The organism is Geomonas sp. Red32 (assembly GCF_023652955.1).
GTDB lineage: Bacteria > Desulfobacterota > Desulfuromonadia > Geobacterales > Geobacteraceae > Geomonas.
Genome location: NZ_JAKLOY010000003.1, coordinates 20735 through 35552 on the forward strand (window position 1 = coordinate 20735; position 14818 = coordinate 35552).

Consider the following 14818-nt stretch of genomic DNA (forward strand, 5'->3'; position numbering starts at 1 on the left):
GTCAGCTCCGCGGGCTTGGGCGGTCGACGCCGGGGACGGTGGAGCGGCCGTTGGCTACGTCGATGCCACGCTGGGTCAGGGTGGCGACGTAGTACCCCATGACTTCTTCGAGGGTCAGCAGCCCCTGCTCCTTCAACCAGGTCAACTCGGTTTTGATAACGTCGCGGCTCACGTTGTGGCCAAAGCGGGTGACCACCGTGTGCAGGATGGACTCGTTGAGCTCGTATCCGGGCGACTGCTCGAGGGCTCGCACCAGGATAAGCCTAAGGTTCGAACTGATTACATTTGCCCAGTTGCTCATTGCTTCACTCCGTGATCCAGAAGGTAATTGTTCATCATGGCGGTAACGTTGGTGAGGCTCGGCATTGCGCCGGCTATCTCGCTGACCTCGCTCTGCAGGTTGGCTACCTGCTCTCTGAAGAGATCCATCTTCTTGTAGAGCGCCTCGATGTCACGAACGGTGGGAAGGTGTTTAAGGTCCGTTTCAACGCGGGTTAAAAGGAGCTGGTAGGAGATGAAATCCTTGGCCTGCCCTTCCTGTCGGGCCGCTAGCTCCGCGTGCTTTGAACAGGAGCTGTTCGGCAGGTTTTCCACCCTGGCGGCCAGCATGGCCACCTTTTCACCCAGAGTCCCGATGGTGGCCGTGAGTTTTTCCCGCTCGGCCTTGGCGGCGGCCAGTTCTTTCTGCTCCGCCTCCACCTTCTGTTTTTCGAAGGCGGCAAACCTTGCCTTAATCACGCGCTCCCGGGTGTTCCACCAGGAATGGACGATGGCCGCCACGGAAAGGGCTGTGCTGATAATGAGGTGCCACTTGGCGTATTCCATCAGTGTCTCCAGTGCTCAAGTAGTTCGTATTCCTCCTGGCAGGTAACGCAGCGGAGGCAGCCGGGGACCGCCTTGCGGCGGTCCTCCGGGATTTCTTCTTCGCAGTTGATGCAAATGATGGCGGCCGAGTTTTGGACCTCGCGGCCGCGCAGGTTCTGGTCCAGGGCAAACGACTGGAAGTCCTCGTTGATCTGCTGGGTGCGGTCCATTTCGTCGGCCACGGTTAGGGCCTCCGGTACTGAATGTCGAGCTGGACCTTTCCGTCGATGCTCTTGAAGAACTGCCCCTCCAGGTCGTTGTTGACCTCGCCGTAGCCAAGGACATGGAAGTCCTTGATGCGCAGGAATTCGACGCCTGCGTAGGGGGTGAGGCTTTGACCTCCCTTGGTGTTGAGTCCGTAGCGCAACCCGGCCACGAGGCCGTTCTCGAACTCAAACCAGGGGGAGGTTTTCTGCTTGACGATCATGGTGCTCTGGCCGGTTTTGGTGTCGAGCAACGTGACCGCCTCGGCGCCGTTGGGACACTCCGGAATGTCCGCGGTGGTGGTCACCTGAAGGTCCTGGGGATCGTCCGGCACCGGTGGCATGTCCGCAGGATCACCCTGCGCCCGGTCGTTGGTCGGTACCGAGGAGACTTCCGACGGGGGCAGTTGGTCGCCTACTGCGGCAACCGGAATGGGCTGCTCAGGCGCCGGGGCGGTGAGCCATGGCATGTCGAGCTGCTTGGCCACCTCGGTCTTGTCCAGGACCGCCACCTGTTTTACGGGAACGTAGACCTTCTTTACCTGTGTCACCGTATGGATCTCGGGCACCGTACGGTATTGGGTATCGATCTTGGTGAAGGTAGTGACCTTCGGATGGGCGTAGAGGTATCCGAGGGCGGAGATCGCTGCGATGGCGATCACCGCCCAGAGCCAGGCCCACTTGTTGACGCCGGTCTCCATGTCAGGCTCCCGTACCGGCCCCGGCCTTGAGCTCCTGGAAGCCGGCCTCTAGTTTCTCCACTCTGACCGTTATCTCCTTGGAACCGGGATCCTGGGTGATGGCGCCGAAGACGGTGAGGAAACCGTGAAGCCAGCCTTGCCAGCGGCCGGGCAGAAGCGGCATGATTTCGGAGGTGAAGGCAACGAACCACCCGATCGCGGCGAAGATGAAGGTCAGCACCGTCATGAAGTTCAAGGTGCTGGGCATGGCCGGAAACTGGGGAACGATCTGCGGCACTGCCTGGGTAGTCACCACCTGGGCGGGAATCGTGGCCACCGCCGGAGCCGTCACGGCTGCCGGGGTGGGGGCGGTAGCCACGATCGTGGTGGAGGAGGCGGGAGGCGGGGAGTCGTCGGCCATGGCGCTGACGTAAAACCCCGAAAGGGCGATGGTCACGATGGCGACGAGGAGAAAGAAGGTGAGGATGATCTTGGTTCTCATGCTGACTCCTTGAGCTTGGTTGCGCCGGCGATGCGGGCCATCGCGGCGGTGATGGTTTCTCCGGGCTGCGGTACAGGGATCAGGCCGGGCTTGGCAAGTCCCTGCATGATCCACATGGGGAAGACCAGGTTGTGAATGCCGGTGGCGTTGTCGTCGTCCTTGTTCTCCCCGGTATGGACCTGCTGGGAGAGCACCAGGAGATTGCGGATATCGTCCACGCCGGTCATCGGCTGGTTCTTCAACAGACGGCCGTATCCGTAGGGGTCGAAGGTCTCGCAGAACTCCTTGAGTTTTTCGAAGTCGACCAGGGCGGCCAGACTCCACTCGGCGCCGAAGTGGTGAACCTGGAGGTTGTCGGTGGAACCGGTCAGCCAGCAGCGGTAATGGCCGTCCTCCTTCAGGCGCTTGACGTTTTTCTCGAATTCGGCGCTTGCCTTGCGGTCGACGTGCCCAGGGGTGATGACCAGGTCATGCAGAGTTATTTTCTCGATGTGCTCGTCGACGCTCACGCCTGCTGCTCCGCAAAGATCATGGCGATGTTGGAGTAGCGGCGTTTCACGTCGCCCGGCTCTTTTTTGCCCCAGAGGGTGGCCAGGGCCTCGTTGAGGATGTCGGTGGAAACCACGGGGCGCCCCAGGTTGACCAGGGCGTTGGCCATCTTGCCGCCGTTGGACATGAAGAACTGGTTGTGATAGTCGGCCGCATGCACGATGGCCTCGTCGTTCGCGAAGGTGAAGCCGCGGGACTTGGCAACGGTCATGACATGGTCGACGCATTCCTTGATCTGGGCCTGGTCGTATTTGTCGACCACGGTGGCATGCGCCGCGAGCTTGGCGGAAAGGGCGGTAAGGTCGCCGCTCTTGCTCTTGAGCTGGGCGATCTCGCTGGGGGTAAAGCCGCACTCGACCAGGCACTTCACCGCGGCGGAGTTGTTGGAGACGTCGAGCTGGGTAATGCCGAAGGACAGGCCACTGTTGCCACCCTTGGCATCGCTGAAGCGATAGGCGGCGCGGAGATTGTTGGAGAGCTCGTTGGCCAGCAAAGCCTTCTTCGTTGCGACGTAGGGATCCATGTTTACCTCACAGAAAAATGGAGATGGGGCGCGGCTAAAACCGCGCCCTTGATTTCATTGCCTACCGCTTCAAAACCTACTTCTTCCCGCCGCCGCCTTTGCCGCCGCAGGTGCCGTTACCGGACATGGGACCACCTCCTCTCAAAAGGGTTAATTTGTAGGGGTGAGTTGCAAGGGTGGCCGCCGGGTAAAGGAGAAAACCCCGGCGGCCGGTTCAGGAGACCTACATGCAGGAGGGAATGTATCAGAGGGGGGAGGGTGGGTCATTTACACGGATTTAAATAAAAAAGCCCCTCCAGGGGTGTCTGGAGAGGCTTTTGTTGATGGTAATCGGCCCTTAATAGCGCAGTGCCGAGGCCGTGTCAAGATGATGTGCTAGAAGAGGCCGGGAAGGGGCGGTTCTTCGTGCTCTTTTTTGGCTTTCTGCACCCGCCGGAAGGCATTGTAGATGGCGGCCTGGCAGATTCGATGTTTGGCCACTACGCGCTCGATGCCGGAAAATCCGGTGAAGTCTTGCCAAATAGCGTGATCCTTGATGGCGCGGTCGACCTCGGGTGCCAGCGGGACGTAAATCTTCTTGGTCGACCATTCTGCTTCGACCAGGGCGGCGATCGCGACGGCAAAGTCGCAAGGGCGGCCTATGGAGATCCGGAAGAGGATCCCCATGATGACGTCGCGGAGCTCGCGGCCGCGGGCGGTGCGCAGCGAGTCGACCTGGATGGCGAGGCCGGGAAGGTCGGCGCTCTCGCTATCGTGGGGCCCCGCATCGCCGTGGCCCCACCATGTCCTGATCAGGTACCGGCCGCTCCAATGCTCGCGGATCCACTCGCAGGTCTCCCAGGCGATGTCGAGATCCGGAGAGAGCGCCTGGGACTCCTGCAGGAGGTCCTCGATCTTGTCGTAGATGTCCCGGAGCAGCTCCGGATAGCAGTCGACCAGCTTCATTATCGTGCTCCGCTCAGGTCCCAGCCTTCTTTCTGGGCCTTTTTGGTGAGGGCGGTGATGATGAAGTGGAGCTTGTCAGTCGGCACCCACTGCACCTTGTCCGCCAGCCGCATCTGCTTGGCGATCGAGTCGGCGTATTTCCAGGGAAGCTTGCCGATGGTGAGGAGAGCCTCGATCTTGCCGAGCTGGGCGGCGCGCTCCTCGCCATGGTCCATGTTCCTGGGGCGGTTCGGGTAGCTCTGCTTCGTCCAGGGCTTTTTCTGCGGCCGCGGCTCCTCGCCGGCGAGCTCCTGGAGGCGGTCGATCAGGGTGCGGCGTTCGGCGGGCTTCAGCTCCTTGGAGGAGTCGCAGCGGCCGCGGCTGACATCAAGGACCAGGTCGCGGTAGTTGTCGTCGGAGTACCCCGCCTTGACTTTCTTGACCTTGCCGACCAGGACGTGGATCCGGCTGCGATCGCGCGCCCACTCCTCCTCGGGGGTGAGCTGCTTTTTAAAGGGCTTTGAAACCATGGTTAAACCTCTTTTGAATGGCCCACACGGGCCATAAACTGCCGGTCTTTATAGAGGAGCCCCTCGACGGCGACCTCGAGGACCCCGGGGATCCGCCGGACGCCAAGCTCCCAATTGAGGTAGGTCCTCCGGGAGGTCTTCAGGGTGTTGGCCATCTCGGTCTGGTTCAGACCAAGCTCCCGGCGGGCTTTTTTCAGCTGTTCAACGGTCATTTTGTGCCTCATGGGTACAAAAAGCCGGCGTGACGTGTGTTCTTACTCGGGATAATTCCTTCTCTAATTCCTTAACGCGGTCTTCGGCAAGGTCACGTTGGTCTATCAGTCGGCTTATCAGTTCATCAGGACTCTGGCTGTAACCAACGTCCTCAAGCCCCTGCTTGCACTGGTCAATGATCTCGTCCCATGCGACAAAATGACCATCAAAGGAGGCGATAAGGTCGTGTCCGTTATCGAGGTCTTCGGCGAAAGCCGATTGCTGTTCCCGCAGGAATTCGACAAGGTCGGCCCCAGACTTCAGCCTGTCCACCTTTTCCCTCAGCTGCTTGTTTTCCTCATGTCGCCTTAAGGCTTTAATGTTGCCAGCGTAGATACCACGCTGGAGGCCTTCGATCGTTTTCTTGAGCGCGATGTTATCGGCGCGAAGGTTCTCGATCTCCTTAACAGCCCAAGCCGCCGAGCTCCAAACCATCATCTGGTAATTTGGTTTACTGGCGTTGGTGGCAAGAGACCGTAAATGCTGCTCATGTTCATCCATCTTAATCCTCCTTCCTGGGCGGGTTAGCCGTCAGCTATTTCTTAGCCAGCCACAGGGTAGTGAGCTGACCGATAATGAATCCGAGTAGGAAAAGAGCTAGAGCCTTCCAGGCTAAAATCGTGCAGTCCATTGTTTCTCCTTCAGCGCTTGCTTTGCTGCCTCACTTCCGTGTCTCAGGGCCATTATCCGCAGGATCAGGAGGGTATCCCGGTCACTGCCCGGCGTCGATGACCTGACCTGACCTGACCTGACCTGACCTGACCTGACCTGACCTGACCTGACCTGACCTGACCTGACCTGACCTGACCTGACCTGACCTGACCTGACCTGACCTGACCTCAATGATGACGGCCATATCAGGATCAGAGGCGAGATCGACACCAAAGACCTCAGGGGTAACCGGGGGGGCGGGAGGCCCGTAGATCGGGGCCGAAGCCGCGGTAAAGACGGCTCCTCGCTCTTTTGCCTGCCATAGGCCGAGGGCCATCGCTTCCTGCCTGCACAGGGGACAGAGACCTTTGCCCGCCAGGGTGATGTCGACTCTTTTGCACCAGGCACAATCTCCCTTCCACCCCATTTTCTGCTTTGCCTTGGCGGTCGGCGCCTTTACAGCCGTGGCCGGTTGGGATAATGGTGCCGTCGACCTCAAGGGGGAATCGCATTTGGAGCACCACCACAGGTTGCGGCGCCGGTTCTTCTGGCACTGCTCGGCGGTGATCCGCGCGGTGAGGGCCTGGCAGTAAGATAGGTTGGCGGCCATGAAGGCGGCAACCTGGTCAACCGGCGCCGGGGTGCGATCCGGATTCGGCTTGGCATCAACGTAGCAGGGCTGGGTGATAGTTCGGATGGCGCTCATACTTTCTCCACAAGCTCGGTGCTGGTGACCTTGGCGTGCCAGGTGCAGCCAGGGGTGGGGCAGACGATCTCCCTTGGCTCCGGCGGAATGATGTGGCCACAGTCGTTACGTTGGCCTGCTAGTCGGTGTGGCTTCCTGGTGGTACGCACGGTGCCGCACTTCCCGCACTCGGCGGTCACCCGATAGAAGGGAGGCTTGAGCTGCTTCTCTTTCACTGTCATCTCCTTTGGCTGCTCATCAGACCTGGAGCACCACCTCCAGATGAAGACCACCCCAAGGGATGGCCGTTTCGCTAATTTGTTGCGGGATCAGGAAAGTGCTGCCAGTGAGAAACGTACCCCTCTGGCAGCGCTGCCCCGTTGTTCTCATACCAGTTTTCTCCATCCCACCATCCGAACCACACCGGCTCGTCATCGTCAGGGCAGTTAATTAAAACGGTAGTTTCTGAGTCTGGAAGTTCCTTGCTAACCGAGATCCATGGCATGTTTGCCTCCTTCAGATGGCCGTCACCTTGTCCAATGCATAGCAACCGGAAAGGCCGCCAACATCGATAACCACCATTGAGGGATGCTTGGTGTTGAGGTAGGCGAGGCTAGTGGTCTGGGTGTAGAAGTCCTGGTTACCACGCTTGAGGATGACGGAGGTACCAACGGGGTACCTGGAGTTCCAGTTGTCGATAATCTGCTGGATAGAATGCTGTCCGCGAGCCATCAGGGAACCTCCAGGCCGACGGTAAGCTCTCCCAAGAAGCATCCGCCTTTTTTCCCGCGCTTCACCTTCCATCCGGCGGAGCACCTATCAGCGGCCATTCCGTTTCCGCCTCTCCTGCATTCAGAGCAGTCCACGTAAAGTTTGCCTTTGGCATCCCTGAAGCTATGCTTCGCTTTCTTGATGTCCATCGTCTCCCCCCTACAGTGCTGCGATATCGAGAGGAATAGGGTCGTATCCGCCAGCCTGGTTCCGCTCGTAGAAGCGAAGGTACTGCTTGGTGCCGACGACGCGCAACGCATCGTCCAGGGCCTGCATGGCGAGCTTCCAGTCCTCATCCTCGATCTTGTAGCGCCGGATCTGGAGGATACGGCTGACGATAATGCCGCCGTTGCCTTCGGTGGAGAATGCCTCGTTGATGATGGTCAGGAGTTCCGGGCGGGCCCCGTCGGTCCACCCCTGAACGCACTCGATGATCTTCTCCCGGGCGGCCTGCAGCTCGGGGCCGAAACGGACAACGTCGTTGACGGCGAAGACCACCTTGTAGCGGCCGTCGTAGCTGAAGAGCTGGACGTTCCCCTTCTCCCCGCCACGCTTGACCTTGTATTCGTCGTTGATGGTGCCTACCAAGGCGTGGAAGTCGCCGAAGGTCTGCTCTTTAAATTTCGCGAGGCCTTCGTTCTGGGCGATCCATTTCCCGGCAAGCTCGGAAACGAAGTCGTCGATGATCAGGTCAACCTGCCCGATCTGGTTCTCCGGAACCAGGTGCCCCTTGCTGTTTGCCCTGTATCCGTCCGGTACTGCTACTGCTGCCATTGCCATGATTCTTGCTCCTTAGGGTTTATTGGGTACTAATCGAGGGGAAGGTTCCCCGTGGCGATCAGGGCGGCCCTGTTCGCGATGAAAGTTTCGAATTGAGACCAGCAGTCCGGGCAGCGCATGTAGTCGTGCCCTTCCTTGCCGTAGTCTTCGCAGGACCATTCGGGGCCCAGTCCGGGCTCTTCGCCTTTGCGGTTCATGGCGGCCCCCCTATCCGTTACCGCCAGGAGCGGTACAGATCAGGATCCGGCGGCCGCCGCGCTGCACACGGAGAGGGCGGCCGTCGAAAATCCGGTCGAGCTCGGCGTCGATCTCTTCCTGGTAGGCCGACGCCGAGGGGCCCTTGGTTGCTTTCTCCCGGGAAGCTTCCTGGGGACAGCCGGTCAGAGGCTGGTTTTGCCCGGCCAGCTCGCGGAACATCCTGACCGTGTTATCGACGATGCGGTGGTCGGAGAGGCGGTGCGATCGTTCCTGGTTGAGGTTTTTCTTGCGCCAGTTTAAAAGCCGTTTCAAACCACGTCTAAACATGCTGCTAACCCTCCTCGTGATGGTCGGTCTCTCCAGACCGTTTGAAATGTATGCACATGCAGGTGACGAAAATGCCGCCAAAGAGGCCGGCGTAAATAGCGACAATGATCCACCAGATGGAGACTTTCATGCCCTAGCTACCTCGTACTTACCCGGCTCGACTTCGATCAGATCGGTGATGGTGGTGGCGGCCGGAAAGTGCTTTTGAATGGCAAGCAACTGGCGGTTACCATCGTTTTGCCGCATCTTTCCGAAGACGGCTTCATATGCCCTCATCAGGTCTCCCAAGTTCCAGAACATGCTCACGCTGCCCTCCTTTCGCACTGCTGGCAGATGGCCCACTGGCGGACTCGGCCGGCGCTGTAGGGGCGGGTCTGCTCGGCGGCGCACTCCTTGTAACTGACAGTGGCGTCCAGGGCCTCGCAGCTCCACTGGCCGTAGATCAGGAGGACCTTGGACAGAAATGCAGTCTCGTCCCCCTTGTACTTGCCGTGTTTCACCTGAGACACGGTGCCGTCGGAGTAGCCGGTCTCACGGGCAATGTTGGCGGCCGGTTCCCGCTCGAGGAGGGCCATGAAGAATGCTCGCTGCTCTTCTCTGCTCATGATGCCTCCCGTGTGAACGGCACGCTTTTGCCGGTATTGGGGTCGTACAAGGCGAGCTCGAGGCGGCGCACCATGGGCGCCTTGGGGCCAGTGTTCTCCACCAGGAGGTACCTGACGTAACCGTTGGAGGTCGGTGCTGTACCTTCCGATCTACCGGGGAGTCTGGTCAGGTAGTTGGCCCTGCAGAGCGCGCTGAAGTACTTCTGGGCATTGGTGGTGAGGAGCGCTGCATCCTCGCCATCCTGCAGGATCAGGGACACGATTCCCTGGATGGTCCCTTTTCGCTCGATACGCAACGCGAGCCACAGGCGCTGCCGTATCGTGTTACGCCGGCGGCAAACCGGGCCGGTGGGGCCCTTGGGGCCGGGCATGCAGCCGTTCCCCTCGGCGATCGCCGAGCGGCCGGCGTCGGTGATGAGGTACTTACCGCGATCTGCACGAGTGAGAAGCTTGTTTTCCACCAGGGTATCGGCCGATTTCCAGACCTGGTCGATGGAAAGGTTGGTTCTGGCTGCGATCTCCTGGGCGCTGGCGGGTTCGGCTCGATCCAGCAGGCTCTGCAGTATCTGGTTAGCGGGCCACGGCATTACCGCCCCCCTTTGGGTGCTTTGGTCCAGTCGTGAATGAGGATCTGGCCGCGCATATCGTCCAGCGATACCTCGGGACGGGAGTTGCGTTTCGCGTGGCGCTCGCAGCTTGCGATGCCTTCTTTGACCAGACGGATGCGGCCGGCGGAGTCGCGGTGAATGGCGGCAACGAGATCGTCGGCGATGACTACCTCGCAAAGCTCCTTGCAGCAGGTCCTGGTGTCCTCGAGGGTGAGGGGCTTGAAGTCGACGACGGCGGAGACGCGGGAGGAGAGCTGCTCGTACTTCTTGAGCTTGGCGCGTATCTGGTCGTAGCCGACCAGGATGACGGGGACCTCGGTGAGGTCGGAAATATCGCGGACACTCTCCAGAACCCTGGGGTCTTCGAGGCAGTGCTCAGCTTCGTCAATAATCAGCGGGCGGCGGGCCTTGGCAACCTCTTTCAGGGCCTGGGCAAAGCAATACTCCATCCGGCGGTCGGGATGCTGGCCGAGCTCGCGGACGATTTCGGCGAGAATCCAGTGCGAGTTGATGCTGGCGGTGGCGCGGACGTAGACCGCATTGATGTTGGTGTTGAGCCCCCACCACCTGGCAGTCGAAGTCTTACCGTTACCTGCTTTGCCGGCGACCAGGAGGAAGCAGCTCTCAGCTGCTCCACGGGATTCCAGCGCGGAAAAACCTGCCAAGAAATTCACTACGTTTGACGTGCGGACGAACTTACTGTACACTTTGAGCCTCCTTCATGTAGTTAAGGGCCTTGGCCCGAGAGACCCGCCGACCCCACATCGGCGGGTTTTTCTTTTCCCTAGTAGATCTGCTCCTCATCTTGATTGCCGAACATCAGCTGGTACTCGGTAGTGCTCTCGTACCAGGCCATCCAGGTCGCGTCGTCTAACTGCTGCAGCACCCGGTTGGCCATGAGCCAGCGGTACTTGTCCAGATCGGTGGCAAACATCGGCCGGGCGGCGGTGGGGAGCGGTACCACCTTCTTCTCCTTCTCCCGGGCCTCGTTGAGTTCGAACCAGGTCTGGCTGGCGGCCTCGAGGGCCTCCTCGGTGAACTGGGGTTCTTCCGGCTGCTTGGCCTCCATGGCGGCCAGAGCGGCGAAGGCCTCGGCGGCCGCGGTGAGCCCGGCGCTGACGTGGTCGACAGTTGGGCGGGGGAGGTGGGTGACGTTGCCTTTGGCGGCGGCTGCTTCCTGCTCGCGCATGCTTAGCACCGCGTCGACCAGGTCGACACCTTTCATCTCCTTCTTGACCTCTCTCAACAGGCGGCCGATCTCCTTCTTGCGCTCGCTGTGAAGCTCGCGGGCGGCCCGGGCGACCTCTTCGCGGGTGATGCCCTGCTCGTCGAGCTCGGGGTTGATGGCGATGCAGAGGAACGCCCAGACGCCGTGCTGATTCTGGATGTAGACGATGATGCGCCCGAGGTTACCGGGGTCCTGGAAGGCGCGGCACGGTTCGCCGATGTGCTCCTCGAGGAGCGCGTGGATGTAGTGGGGGCCGTTGACCCGGATCCCCTTCTTCTGGATAGTCGGAAGGCGCTGGCCAGGGCGGACCGGCTCGTAGAGGAGAACGTCCAGGGCGCGCTCGTCGGCGATCGTGCGAAGAGGGGGCTGCCAGGACTGCATGACCTGGTTCGGGGAGCGGCCAAGCTCGCCGTGTTTGCGGTCGTGGTAGCTCGCACACCAGCGATCGGCGAAGGCCTGCAGGTCCTGGGAGCTCATGCTCATCTCGATGACCTCGTCCGGATCCCGGAGGCGCTGCGCGAAGCTCTTGCGTGCTTCGATCGCCTTGCGCTCGGCAACGTTGTGTCCGCAGTAGCCCGGGAGCAGTTCGACCAGGTCGTGGGAGAAGGTGCGGAAAGCACGCTCGATATGGGGCTTATGGTCGCCGGAGAAGGGGGGGCAAACGTGCTGGTCGATCTCCAGGTCGTTCATCAGCGCCTCGAAGCGCGGGTTGACGTAGGGAGAGCCCTGGTCGGTGACGATCACTCCCTGGTAGGGGACGCCCCATTCGAGGAAGCAGCGGCGCAGCGCGTAGGCGTTGTCGCGGGTGCGCTCGGTTTTAGTAACGTAGAGCGCGAGGCGGCGGGGCCCGACGTCGCAGACGCCGATGATCTTGTAGCGGCCGTCGGTCAGGAGCAGGTCGGCGGGGGTGGCGTCGATCTCCCAACGCTGATTGGGACCGATGATCCCTTCGCTGCGGCTGCCGAAGGCGGGCTGGAAACGGTTCTTGTAGTCGTCCGGATTGGCGGCCAGGGCGAGCAGATGGGCGTTTTGAGCCTTCCATTTGTCCATGTAGCGGCGGACTGATTTGACGCTGACCTCGACGGCTCCCGGGAGAAGCGCGCGCATGGTCTCGTGGCACTTCTTCTCGGTGATGCCCGGGTTCTTGAGAATGAGCGAGGCGATGGTGTCGGCCATGGGGGCCTTCACGGTGCCGTCTTCGAGGACGGTCCGGTTCCAGGTCTCGATCTTGGACTGGTCTTTACGGTTGCCGTAGCAGTCGACCAGGCCGAGGCTGCCGCGGTCATACTCGTCCTTGATCCAGCTGCGCAGGGTGGTGTCGTGGACGGACGGGATCCGCTCGCGCACCCAGGGGGCGACGTCGCCACGGCCCAGGTTGTAGTCATGGCAGAAGGCTTGCAGACCGACGATCTTGCGGAGCCGGTGGTCGGTGATGAAGCTTTGGCTGGCCTTGATGATCGCCAGCTTCGCCTTGGCCTGCAGCTGGCGATCCTCCGGGAGGCGGTTGAAGAGCACCATGGACTCGGCGCGCGCCTGCTGGCGCAGCTGCTCGGCCTGGTCTACCTGCTTGGCGAGGGGAGCGCGCTTGGCAACCTCCTGGGCCACGGGCTCATATCCCACCTTGATGTTGGCCTTGGCCAGGGCGGTGCGGGTTTCTTCCGGAAGGGAGTCAATGAAGTACTCCTTGCCGCCGCCGCGGGCGGCACGGGGACGGTCAAGCCACTTCTGGTTCCTGGCCCGCACCCTAACGCCCTCTTCGGTGGTTGGCATCCCGGGAAGACCGGCCAGCTCGTTTGCTGTAAAGTAGGACTGTGTCGGTGTCATTGGCGGTAGGCTCCCTCTTTACGATTAGCCACGTTTTATGCTACGCTTCCGGCCTTGAAACCGTTCGGGCCAGAGTTCGGACTTCTCTCTGCCCAGGACGGTGGCCACGGCATCGGCAAGGCGGGTCGACGGGCGCTCAATACCGGCGGTCACCGCCGCCCGGGAGATCTCCAGGCTGCTGGCAATCTTGCTGAACGACGAACCTTTGGTCCTGATTTCGTACTTGAACCACTCCCTCCGGGAGCTGGCTTTTTTTGGTCCTCTCTCGCTTGACATGTTAAGCGGTCCTTTGCACGTGGTTGCGGGTGGGGCGGGTAACTTAGGGGTGAAATGGCCCCTTGTTTTTGGCGCTGTCCAGTTAACTTGTTAATGCAAAGTACACCCGAGAATTACATGAGTCAAGGGTTATATTTCACTTGGGAGTTTATTTTGATGAATTGGGAGGGCTTTGTGGAGAAATCTTCGGGATATTGTATACTTGCAAAACTCGGTAATTTGGGAGTTACCCGCATGGACACTTGGAAGTTAACTTCGGAGTTGGCCACATGAACTCCCAAATGAAACCATCGCAATTTGATGAGGCGTGGGAACGCGTCAAGGAACTTACCGGGTGGACTGACTACAAGGATCTGGCGGCTTTTGCCCGGTCGAGCTCGCAGTCGATCTCGGGGGTGAAGAAACGGGGGAAGTTCCCGCTCGATTGGGCCAGGAGCATTGCGATCGAGTTCCGGTCATTCACGGATTACATCATGGATGGGCAGGGGCCGAAGCAGAGGCTGGAATATATGCCAAATTTGCGCCCGGACAACCATGTGGCTGAGCAGATGAACATGTGGATATGGGGGAAGGAACCGGGTACCGGCGAGGCTCCTTCGGCACCGGCTCTGAGCGATGAGTATGTCCTGGTGCCCAGGTACGAAGTCTCGGCCAGTGCTGGGGGCGGTACAGTGATCGAGTCGGAGCAGATCGTCGATCATCTTGCCTTCAAGCGGGAGTGGTTTGCCAGGATGGGGCTTTCGGATGAGGCCACCGCGCTGATCAACGTGGTGGGGGACAGTATGGAGAAGACGCTCTCCGACCAGGACCTCATTTTGATCGACCTCAGGGTGAACCAGGTGGTCGACAATGCGGTGTACGTGCTGCAGATGGACGGACGGCTGGTGGTAAAGCGGATCCAGCGTAGAGTAGACGGCAGCGTGATCGTCGCGAGCGATAACAAGGTCTATGAGCCAGAGGTGGTCTCCGGAGAGCTGCTCGACTCGTTGAACGTGGTGGGGAGGGTGGTCTGGTGCGGGAGGAGGATGTGATGCGAAATCGTTTCGTTTTGGGGGCTTCCCTGGGTCTCTGCATCGCCCTGGGTGGATGCGACAATTACAAGCCGTCTCCGGGACCGGAACAGTCTAAGAGCTCGGGATCCTCGACTCCCGAGCTGCTCAAGGATCCGGATTACCTCAAAGCGGTCAAGAAGGCGGAGCAGCACGTAGAGACCAAGAAAGAGTACATCGCCTCGACGCAAAAGGTGGGAGGGAAGAAGGACGCCATCTACCTGAAGGAGTTTTTGAAGAACCCCGGGAAGTTTCACGGCACGCGGATCGGCGTCCTGGGGAAGATCCTGCAGATCGAGGAGTCCGGGGGGCATACGGGGATCCAGATGTATGTCGACAACCGGCTCGACAGCGTTCTGGTGCAGTATCCCGGATCGATCAAGGCATACGAGGGCGACGTCGTTATGGTGTATGGCGAAGGGGCCGGAACGATGGACGGTCAAAACCGGATGGGAGCCTCCATTACTCTTCCCATCATCGAGGCAAAGTACATCACCATCCGCCAGCGCGGCGACGATTGAATTCATCCATCTACTTTGCGTAAATCATGTGTCCGCACGTTTCCGCGGCACGAGTTATCCACAGATTCCCATGTGTCCGCGTCGGTTTGCGCGATCAGCGAGACCAGGCCGTCGCGGCACCTCCTAACTTCCCATCACCCTTAGCTTTTCCCACTATATCCCATCTGATCCCATCATATCCCGCCTCGTCAGGTCCAGTGAGCCCAGCATCTGTCTCGTCACATCAAACCCGCTTTAAAAAGCCCACACGGTTGAAATTGACTTTTAT

At 60.1% G+C, this 14818-nt stretch carries 27 protein-coding genes and 1 other RNA gene; 3 read left to right on the forward strand and 25 right to left on the reverse strand.

What is annotated here, in order from left to right; translation table 11 throughout:
• Nucleotide 1: 1 nt before the first annotated feature.
• The 11 genes from L4X63_RS09340 to L4X63_RS09390 all read right to left on the reverse strand — a co-directional run bounded on the left by L4X63_RS09340 (nt 2) and on the right by L4X63_RS09390 (nt 5528).
• The gene (locus L4X63_RS09340; RefSeq protein ID WP_250678359.1) at nt 2-301 is read right to left on the reverse strand and encodes a VpaChn25_0724 family phage protein; all 300 of its coding nucleotides are present in this window, start codon (nt 299-301) and stop codon (nt 2-4) included.
• Complete coding sequence (locus L4X63_RS09345) at nt 298-825, reverse strand: hypothetical protein (protein ID WP_250678360.1); 528 nt, start codon at nt 823-825, stop codon at nt 298-300. Before L4X63_RS09345 ends, L4X63_RS09340 begins: the two co-directional genes overlap by 4 nt.
• Nucleotides 825-1046: a TraR/DksA C4-type zinc finger protein gene (locus tag L4X63_RS09350; RefSeq protein ID WP_250678361.1), complete on the reverse strand. Its 222-nt coding sequence runs from the start codon at nt 1044-1046 to the stop codon at nt 825-827. The genes L4X63_RS09345 and L4X63_RS09350 overlap by 1 nt, the downstream gene beginning before the upstream one ends.
• 2 nt (nt 1047-1048) lie before the next feature.
• Nucleotides 1049-1768, reverse strand: coding sequence for a hypothetical protein (locus L4X63_RS09355; RefSeq protein WP_250678362.1), 720 nt, complete (start codon nt 1766-1768; stop codon nt 1049-1051).
• A 1-nt stretch (nt 1769) separates the two neighbouring features.
• Entirely contained in the window at nt 1770-2249 is a 480-nt protein-coding gene (locus L4X63_RS09360) for a hypothetical protein (RefSeq protein WP_250678363.1), read from the reverse strand.
• On the reverse strand, nt 2246-2758 hold the full coding sequence (locus tag L4X63_RS09365) for a hypothetical protein (protein WP_250678364.1): 513 nt from the start codon (nt 2756-2758) through the stop codon (nt 2246-2248). The genes L4X63_RS09360 and L4X63_RS09365 overlap by 4 nt, the downstream gene beginning before the upstream one ends.
• Nucleotides 2755-3321, reverse strand: a complete 567-nt coding sequence (locus L4X63_RS09370; RefSeq protein WP_250678365.1) for a hypothetical protein — start codon at nt 3319-3321, stop codon at nt 2755-2757. The genes L4X63_RS09365 and L4X63_RS09370 overlap by 4 nt, the downstream gene beginning before the upstream one ends.
• Before the next feature lie 375 nt (nt 3322-3696).
• Nucleotides 3697-4266, reverse strand: a complete 570-nt coding sequence (locus L4X63_RS09375) for a Mor transcription activator family protein (protein ID WP_250678366.1) — start codon at nt 4264-4266, stop codon at nt 3697-3699.
• Nucleotides 4266-4775, reverse strand: a complete 510-nt coding sequence (locus tag L4X63_RS09380; protein ID WP_250678367.1) for a phage protein GemA/Gp16 family protein — start codon at nt 4773-4775, stop codon at nt 4266-4268. Before L4X63_RS09380 ends, L4X63_RS09375 begins: the two co-directional genes overlap by 1 nt.
• 2 nt (nt 4776-4777) lie before the next feature.
• Nucleotides 4778-4987 (reverse strand): helix-turn-helix domain-containing protein, encoded by a 210-nt coding sequence (locus tag L4X63_RS09385; protein WP_250678368.1) that lies wholly within the window; start codon nt 4985-4987, stop codon nt 4778-4780.
• Nucleotides 4977-5528: a hypothetical protein gene (locus L4X63_RS09390; protein ID WP_250678369.1), complete on the reverse strand. Its 552-nt coding sequence runs from the start codon at nt 5526-5528 to the stop codon at nt 4977-4979. The genes L4X63_RS09385 and L4X63_RS09390 overlap by 11 nt, the downstream gene beginning before the upstream one ends.
• Nucleotides 5529-6061: 533 nt before the next feature.
• On the opposite strand from L4X63_RS09390, the gene L4X63_RS09395 reads away from it, so the two are divergent.
• The gene (locus L4X63_RS09395; protein ID WP_250678370.1) at nt 6062-6271 is read left to right on the forward strand and encodes a hypothetical protein; all 210 of its coding nucleotides are present in this window, start codon (nt 6062-6064) and stop codon (nt 6269-6271) included.
• 109 nt (nt 6272-6380) lie between these two features.
• Here the strand turns inward: L4X63_RS09395 and L4X63_RS09400 are convergent, their stop codons facing one another.
• The 14 genes from L4X63_RS09400 to L4X63_RS09465 form a co-directional block, all read right to left on the reverse strand.
• Entirely contained in the window at nt 6381-6599 is a 219-nt protein-coding gene (locus tag L4X63_RS09400; protein WP_250678371.1) for a hypothetical protein, read from the reverse strand.
• Between the two features lie 9 nt (nt 6600-6608).
• An RNA gene (locus L4X63_RS09405) (hammerhead ribozyme type II) lies at nt 6609-6679 on the reverse strand.
• Nucleotides 6677-6868, reverse strand: a complete 192-nt coding sequence (locus L4X63_RS09410) for a DUF551 domain-containing protein (protein WP_250678372.1) — start codon at nt 6866-6868, stop codon at nt 6677-6679. Before L4X63_RS09410 ends, L4X63_RS09405 begins: the two co-directional genes overlap by 3 nt.
• 11 nt (nt 6869-6879) lie before the next feature.
• Complete coding sequence (locus tag L4X63_RS09415) at nt 6880-7095, reverse strand: hypothetical protein (RefSeq protein ID WP_250678373.1); 216 nt, start codon at nt 7093-7095, stop codon at nt 6880-6882.
• Nucleotides 7095-7283 (reverse strand): hypothetical protein, encoded by a 189-nt coding sequence (locus L4X63_RS09420; protein ID WP_250678374.1) that lies wholly within the window; start codon nt 7281-7283, stop codon nt 7095-7097. Before L4X63_RS09420 ends, L4X63_RS09415 begins: the two co-directional genes overlap by 1 nt.
• A gap of 10 nt (nt 7284-7293) precedes the next feature.
• On the reverse strand, nt 7294-7914 hold the full coding sequence (locus tag L4X63_RS09425; RefSeq protein ID WP_250678375.1) for a DUF3164 family protein: 621 nt from the start codon (nt 7912-7914) through the stop codon (nt 7294-7296).
• Between the two features lie 29 nt (nt 7915-7943).
• Entirely contained in the window at nt 7944-8111 is a 168-nt protein-coding gene (locus L4X63_RS09430) for a hypothetical protein (RefSeq protein ID WP_250678376.1), read from the reverse strand.
• A 10-nt stretch (nt 8112-8121) separates the two neighbouring features.
• Complete coding sequence (locus L4X63_RS09435) at nt 8122-8439, reverse strand: hypothetical protein (protein WP_250678377.1); 318 nt, start codon at nt 8437-8439, stop codon at nt 8122-8124.
• A gap of 126 nt (nt 8440-8565) precedes the next feature.
• Nucleotides 8566-8715: a cupin domain-containing protein gene (locus L4X63_RS09440; protein WP_250678378.1), complete on the reverse strand. Its 150-nt coding sequence runs from the start codon at nt 8713-8715 to the stop codon at nt 8566-8568.
• A gap of 26 nt (nt 8716-8741) precedes the next feature.
• Nucleotides 8742-9044 carry a hypothetical protein gene (locus L4X63_RS09445; protein WP_250678379.1) on the reverse strand — a complete coding sequence of 101 codons (303 nt, stop codon included), beginning with the start codon at nt 9042-9044 and terminating at the stop codon, nt 8742-8744.
• Nucleotides 9041-9631: a hypothetical protein gene (locus tag L4X63_RS09450; RefSeq protein ID WP_250678380.1), complete on the reverse strand. Its 591-nt coding sequence runs from the start codon at nt 9629-9631 to the stop codon at nt 9041-9043. Before L4X63_RS09450 ends, L4X63_RS09445 begins: the two co-directional genes overlap by 4 nt.
• Nucleotides 9631-10359: an AAA family ATPase gene (locus L4X63_RS09455; protein WP_250678381.1), complete on the reverse strand. Its 729-nt coding sequence runs from the start codon at nt 10357-10359 to the stop codon at nt 9631-9633. The genes L4X63_RS09450 and L4X63_RS09455 overlap by 1 nt, the downstream gene beginning before the upstream one ends.
• 77 nt (nt 10360-10436) lie before the next feature.
• A complete protein-coding gene (locus tag L4X63_RS09460; RefSeq protein WP_250678382.1) occupies nt 10437-12704 on the reverse strand; it encodes a DNA-binding protein in 2268 nt (755 codons plus the stop codon).
• 24 nt (nt 12705-12728) lie between these two features.
• Nucleotides 12729-12980: a helix-turn-helix domain-containing protein gene (locus L4X63_RS09465; RefSeq protein ID WP_250678383.1), complete on the reverse strand. Its 252-nt coding sequence runs from the start codon at nt 12978-12980 to the stop codon at nt 12729-12731.
• 281 nt (nt 12981-13261) lie between these two features.
• On the opposite strand from L4X63_RS09465, the gene L4X63_RS09470 reads away from it, so the two are divergent.
• Together L4X63_RS09470 and L4X63_RS09475 are read left to right on the forward strand one after the other, a co-directional pair.
• Nucleotides 13262-14011, forward strand: coding sequence for a LexA family transcriptional regulator (locus L4X63_RS09470; protein WP_250678384.1), 750 nt, complete (start codon nt 13262-13264; stop codon nt 14009-14011).
• Nucleotides 14011-14550, forward strand: a complete 540-nt coding sequence (locus L4X63_RS09475) for a hypothetical protein (protein WP_250678385.1) — start codon at nt 14011-14013, stop codon at nt 14548-14550. The genes L4X63_RS09470 and L4X63_RS09475 overlap by 1 nt, the downstream gene beginning before the upstream one ends.
• Nucleotides 14551-14818 lie beyond the last annotated feature (268 nt).

What these genes read in the sequence shown, in the direction of transcription:
- L4X63_RS09340 (WP_250678359.1), bottom strand. Translation starts at nt 301, where the DNA reads ATGAGCAACTGGGCAAATGTAATCAGTTCGAACCTTAGGCTTATCCTG.
- L4X63_RS09345 (WP_250678360.1), bottom strand. Translation starts at nt 825, where the DNA reads ATGGAATACGCCAAGTGGCACCTCATTATCAGCACAGCCCTTTCCGTG.
- L4X63_RS09355 (WP_250678362.1), bottom strand. Translation starts at nt 1,768, where the DNA reads ATGGAGACCGGCGTCAACAAGTGGGCCTGGCTCTGGGCGGTGATCGCC.
- L4X63_RS09360 (WP_250678363.1), bottom strand. Translation starts at nt 2,249, where the DNA reads ATGAGAACCAAGATCATCCTCACCTTCTTTCTCCTCGTCGCCATCGTG.
- L4X63_RS09370 (WP_250678365.1), bottom strand. Translation starts at nt 3,321, where the DNA reads ATGGATCCCTACGTCGCAACGAAGAAGGCTTTGCTGGCCAACGAGCTC.
- L4X63_RS09375 (WP_250678366.1), bottom strand. Translation starts at nt 4,266, where the DNA reads ATGAAGCTGGTCGACTGCTATCCGGAGCTGCTCCGGGACATCTACGAC.
- L4X63_RS09380 (WP_250678367.1), bottom strand. Translation starts at nt 4,775, where the DNA reads ATGGTTTCAAAGCCCTTTAAAAAGCAGCTCACCCCCGAGGAGGAGTGG.
- L4X63_RS09385 (WP_250678368.1), bottom strand. Translation starts at nt 4,987, where the DNA reads ATGACCGTTGAACAGCTGAAAAAAGCCCGCCGGGAGCTTGGTCTGAAC.
- L4X63_RS09390 (WP_250678369.1), bottom strand. Translation starts at nt 5,528, where the DNA reads ATGGATGAACATGAGCAGCATTTACGGTCTCTTGCCACCAACGCCAGT.
- L4X63_RS09395 (WP_250678370.1), top strand. Translation starts at nt 6,062, where the DNA reads ATGTCGACTCTTTTGCACCAGGCACAATCTCCCTTCCACCCCATTTTC.
- L4X63_RS09410 (WP_250678372.1), bottom strand. Translation starts at nt 6,868, where the DNA reads ATGCCATGGATCTCGGTTAGCAAGGAACTTCCAGACTCAGAAACTACC.
- L4X63_RS09415 (WP_250678373.1), bottom strand. Translation starts at nt 7,095, where the DNA reads ATGGCTCGCGGACAGCATTCTATCCAGCAGATTATCGACAACTGGAAC.
- L4X63_RS09420 (WP_250678374.1), bottom strand. Translation starts at nt 7,283, where the DNA reads ATGGACATCAAGAAAGCGAAGCATAGCTTCAGGGATGCCAAAGGCAAA.
- L4X63_RS09425 (WP_250678375.1), bottom strand. Translation starts at nt 7,914, where the DNA reads ATGGCAATGGCAGCAGTAGCAGTACCGGACGGATACAGGGCAAACAGC.
- L4X63_RS09430 (WP_250678376.1), bottom strand. Translation starts at nt 8,111, where the DNA reads ATGAACCGCAAAGGCGAAGAGCCCGGACTGGGCCCCGAATGGTCCTGC.
- L4X63_RS09435 (WP_250678377.1), bottom strand. Translation starts at nt 8,439, where the DNA reads ATGTTTAGACGTGGTTTGAAACGGCTTTTAAACTGGCGCAAGAAAAAC.
- L4X63_RS09440 (WP_250678378.1), bottom strand. Translation starts at nt 8,715, where the DNA reads ATGAGGGCATATGAAGCCGTCTTCGGAAAGATGCGGCAAAACGATGGT.
- L4X63_RS09445 (WP_250678379.1), bottom strand. Translation starts at nt 9,044, where the DNA reads ATGAGCAGAGAAGAGCAGCGAGCATTCTTCATGGCCCTCCTCGAGCGG.
- L4X63_RS09450 (WP_250678380.1), bottom strand. Translation starts at nt 9,631, where the DNA reads ATGCCGTGGCCCGCTAACCAGATACTGCAGAGCCTGCTGGATCGAGCC.
- L4X63_RS09460 (WP_250678382.1), bottom strand. Translation starts at nt 12,704, where the DNA reads ATGACACCGACACAGTCCTACTTTACAGCAAACGAGCTGGCCGGTCTT.
- L4X63_RS09465 (WP_250678383.1), bottom strand. Translation starts at nt 12,980, where the DNA reads ATGTCAAGCGAGAGAGGACCAAAAAAAGCCAGCTCCCGGAGGGAGTGG.
- L4X63_RS09470 (WP_250678384.1), top strand. Translation starts at nt 13,262, where the DNA reads ATGAAACCATCGCAATTTGATGAGGCGTGGGAACGCGTCAAGGAACTT.
- L4X63_RS09475 (WP_250678385.1), top strand. Translation starts at nt 14,011, where the DNA reads ATGCGAAATCGTTTCGTTTTGGGGGCTTCCCTGGGTCTCTGCATCGCC.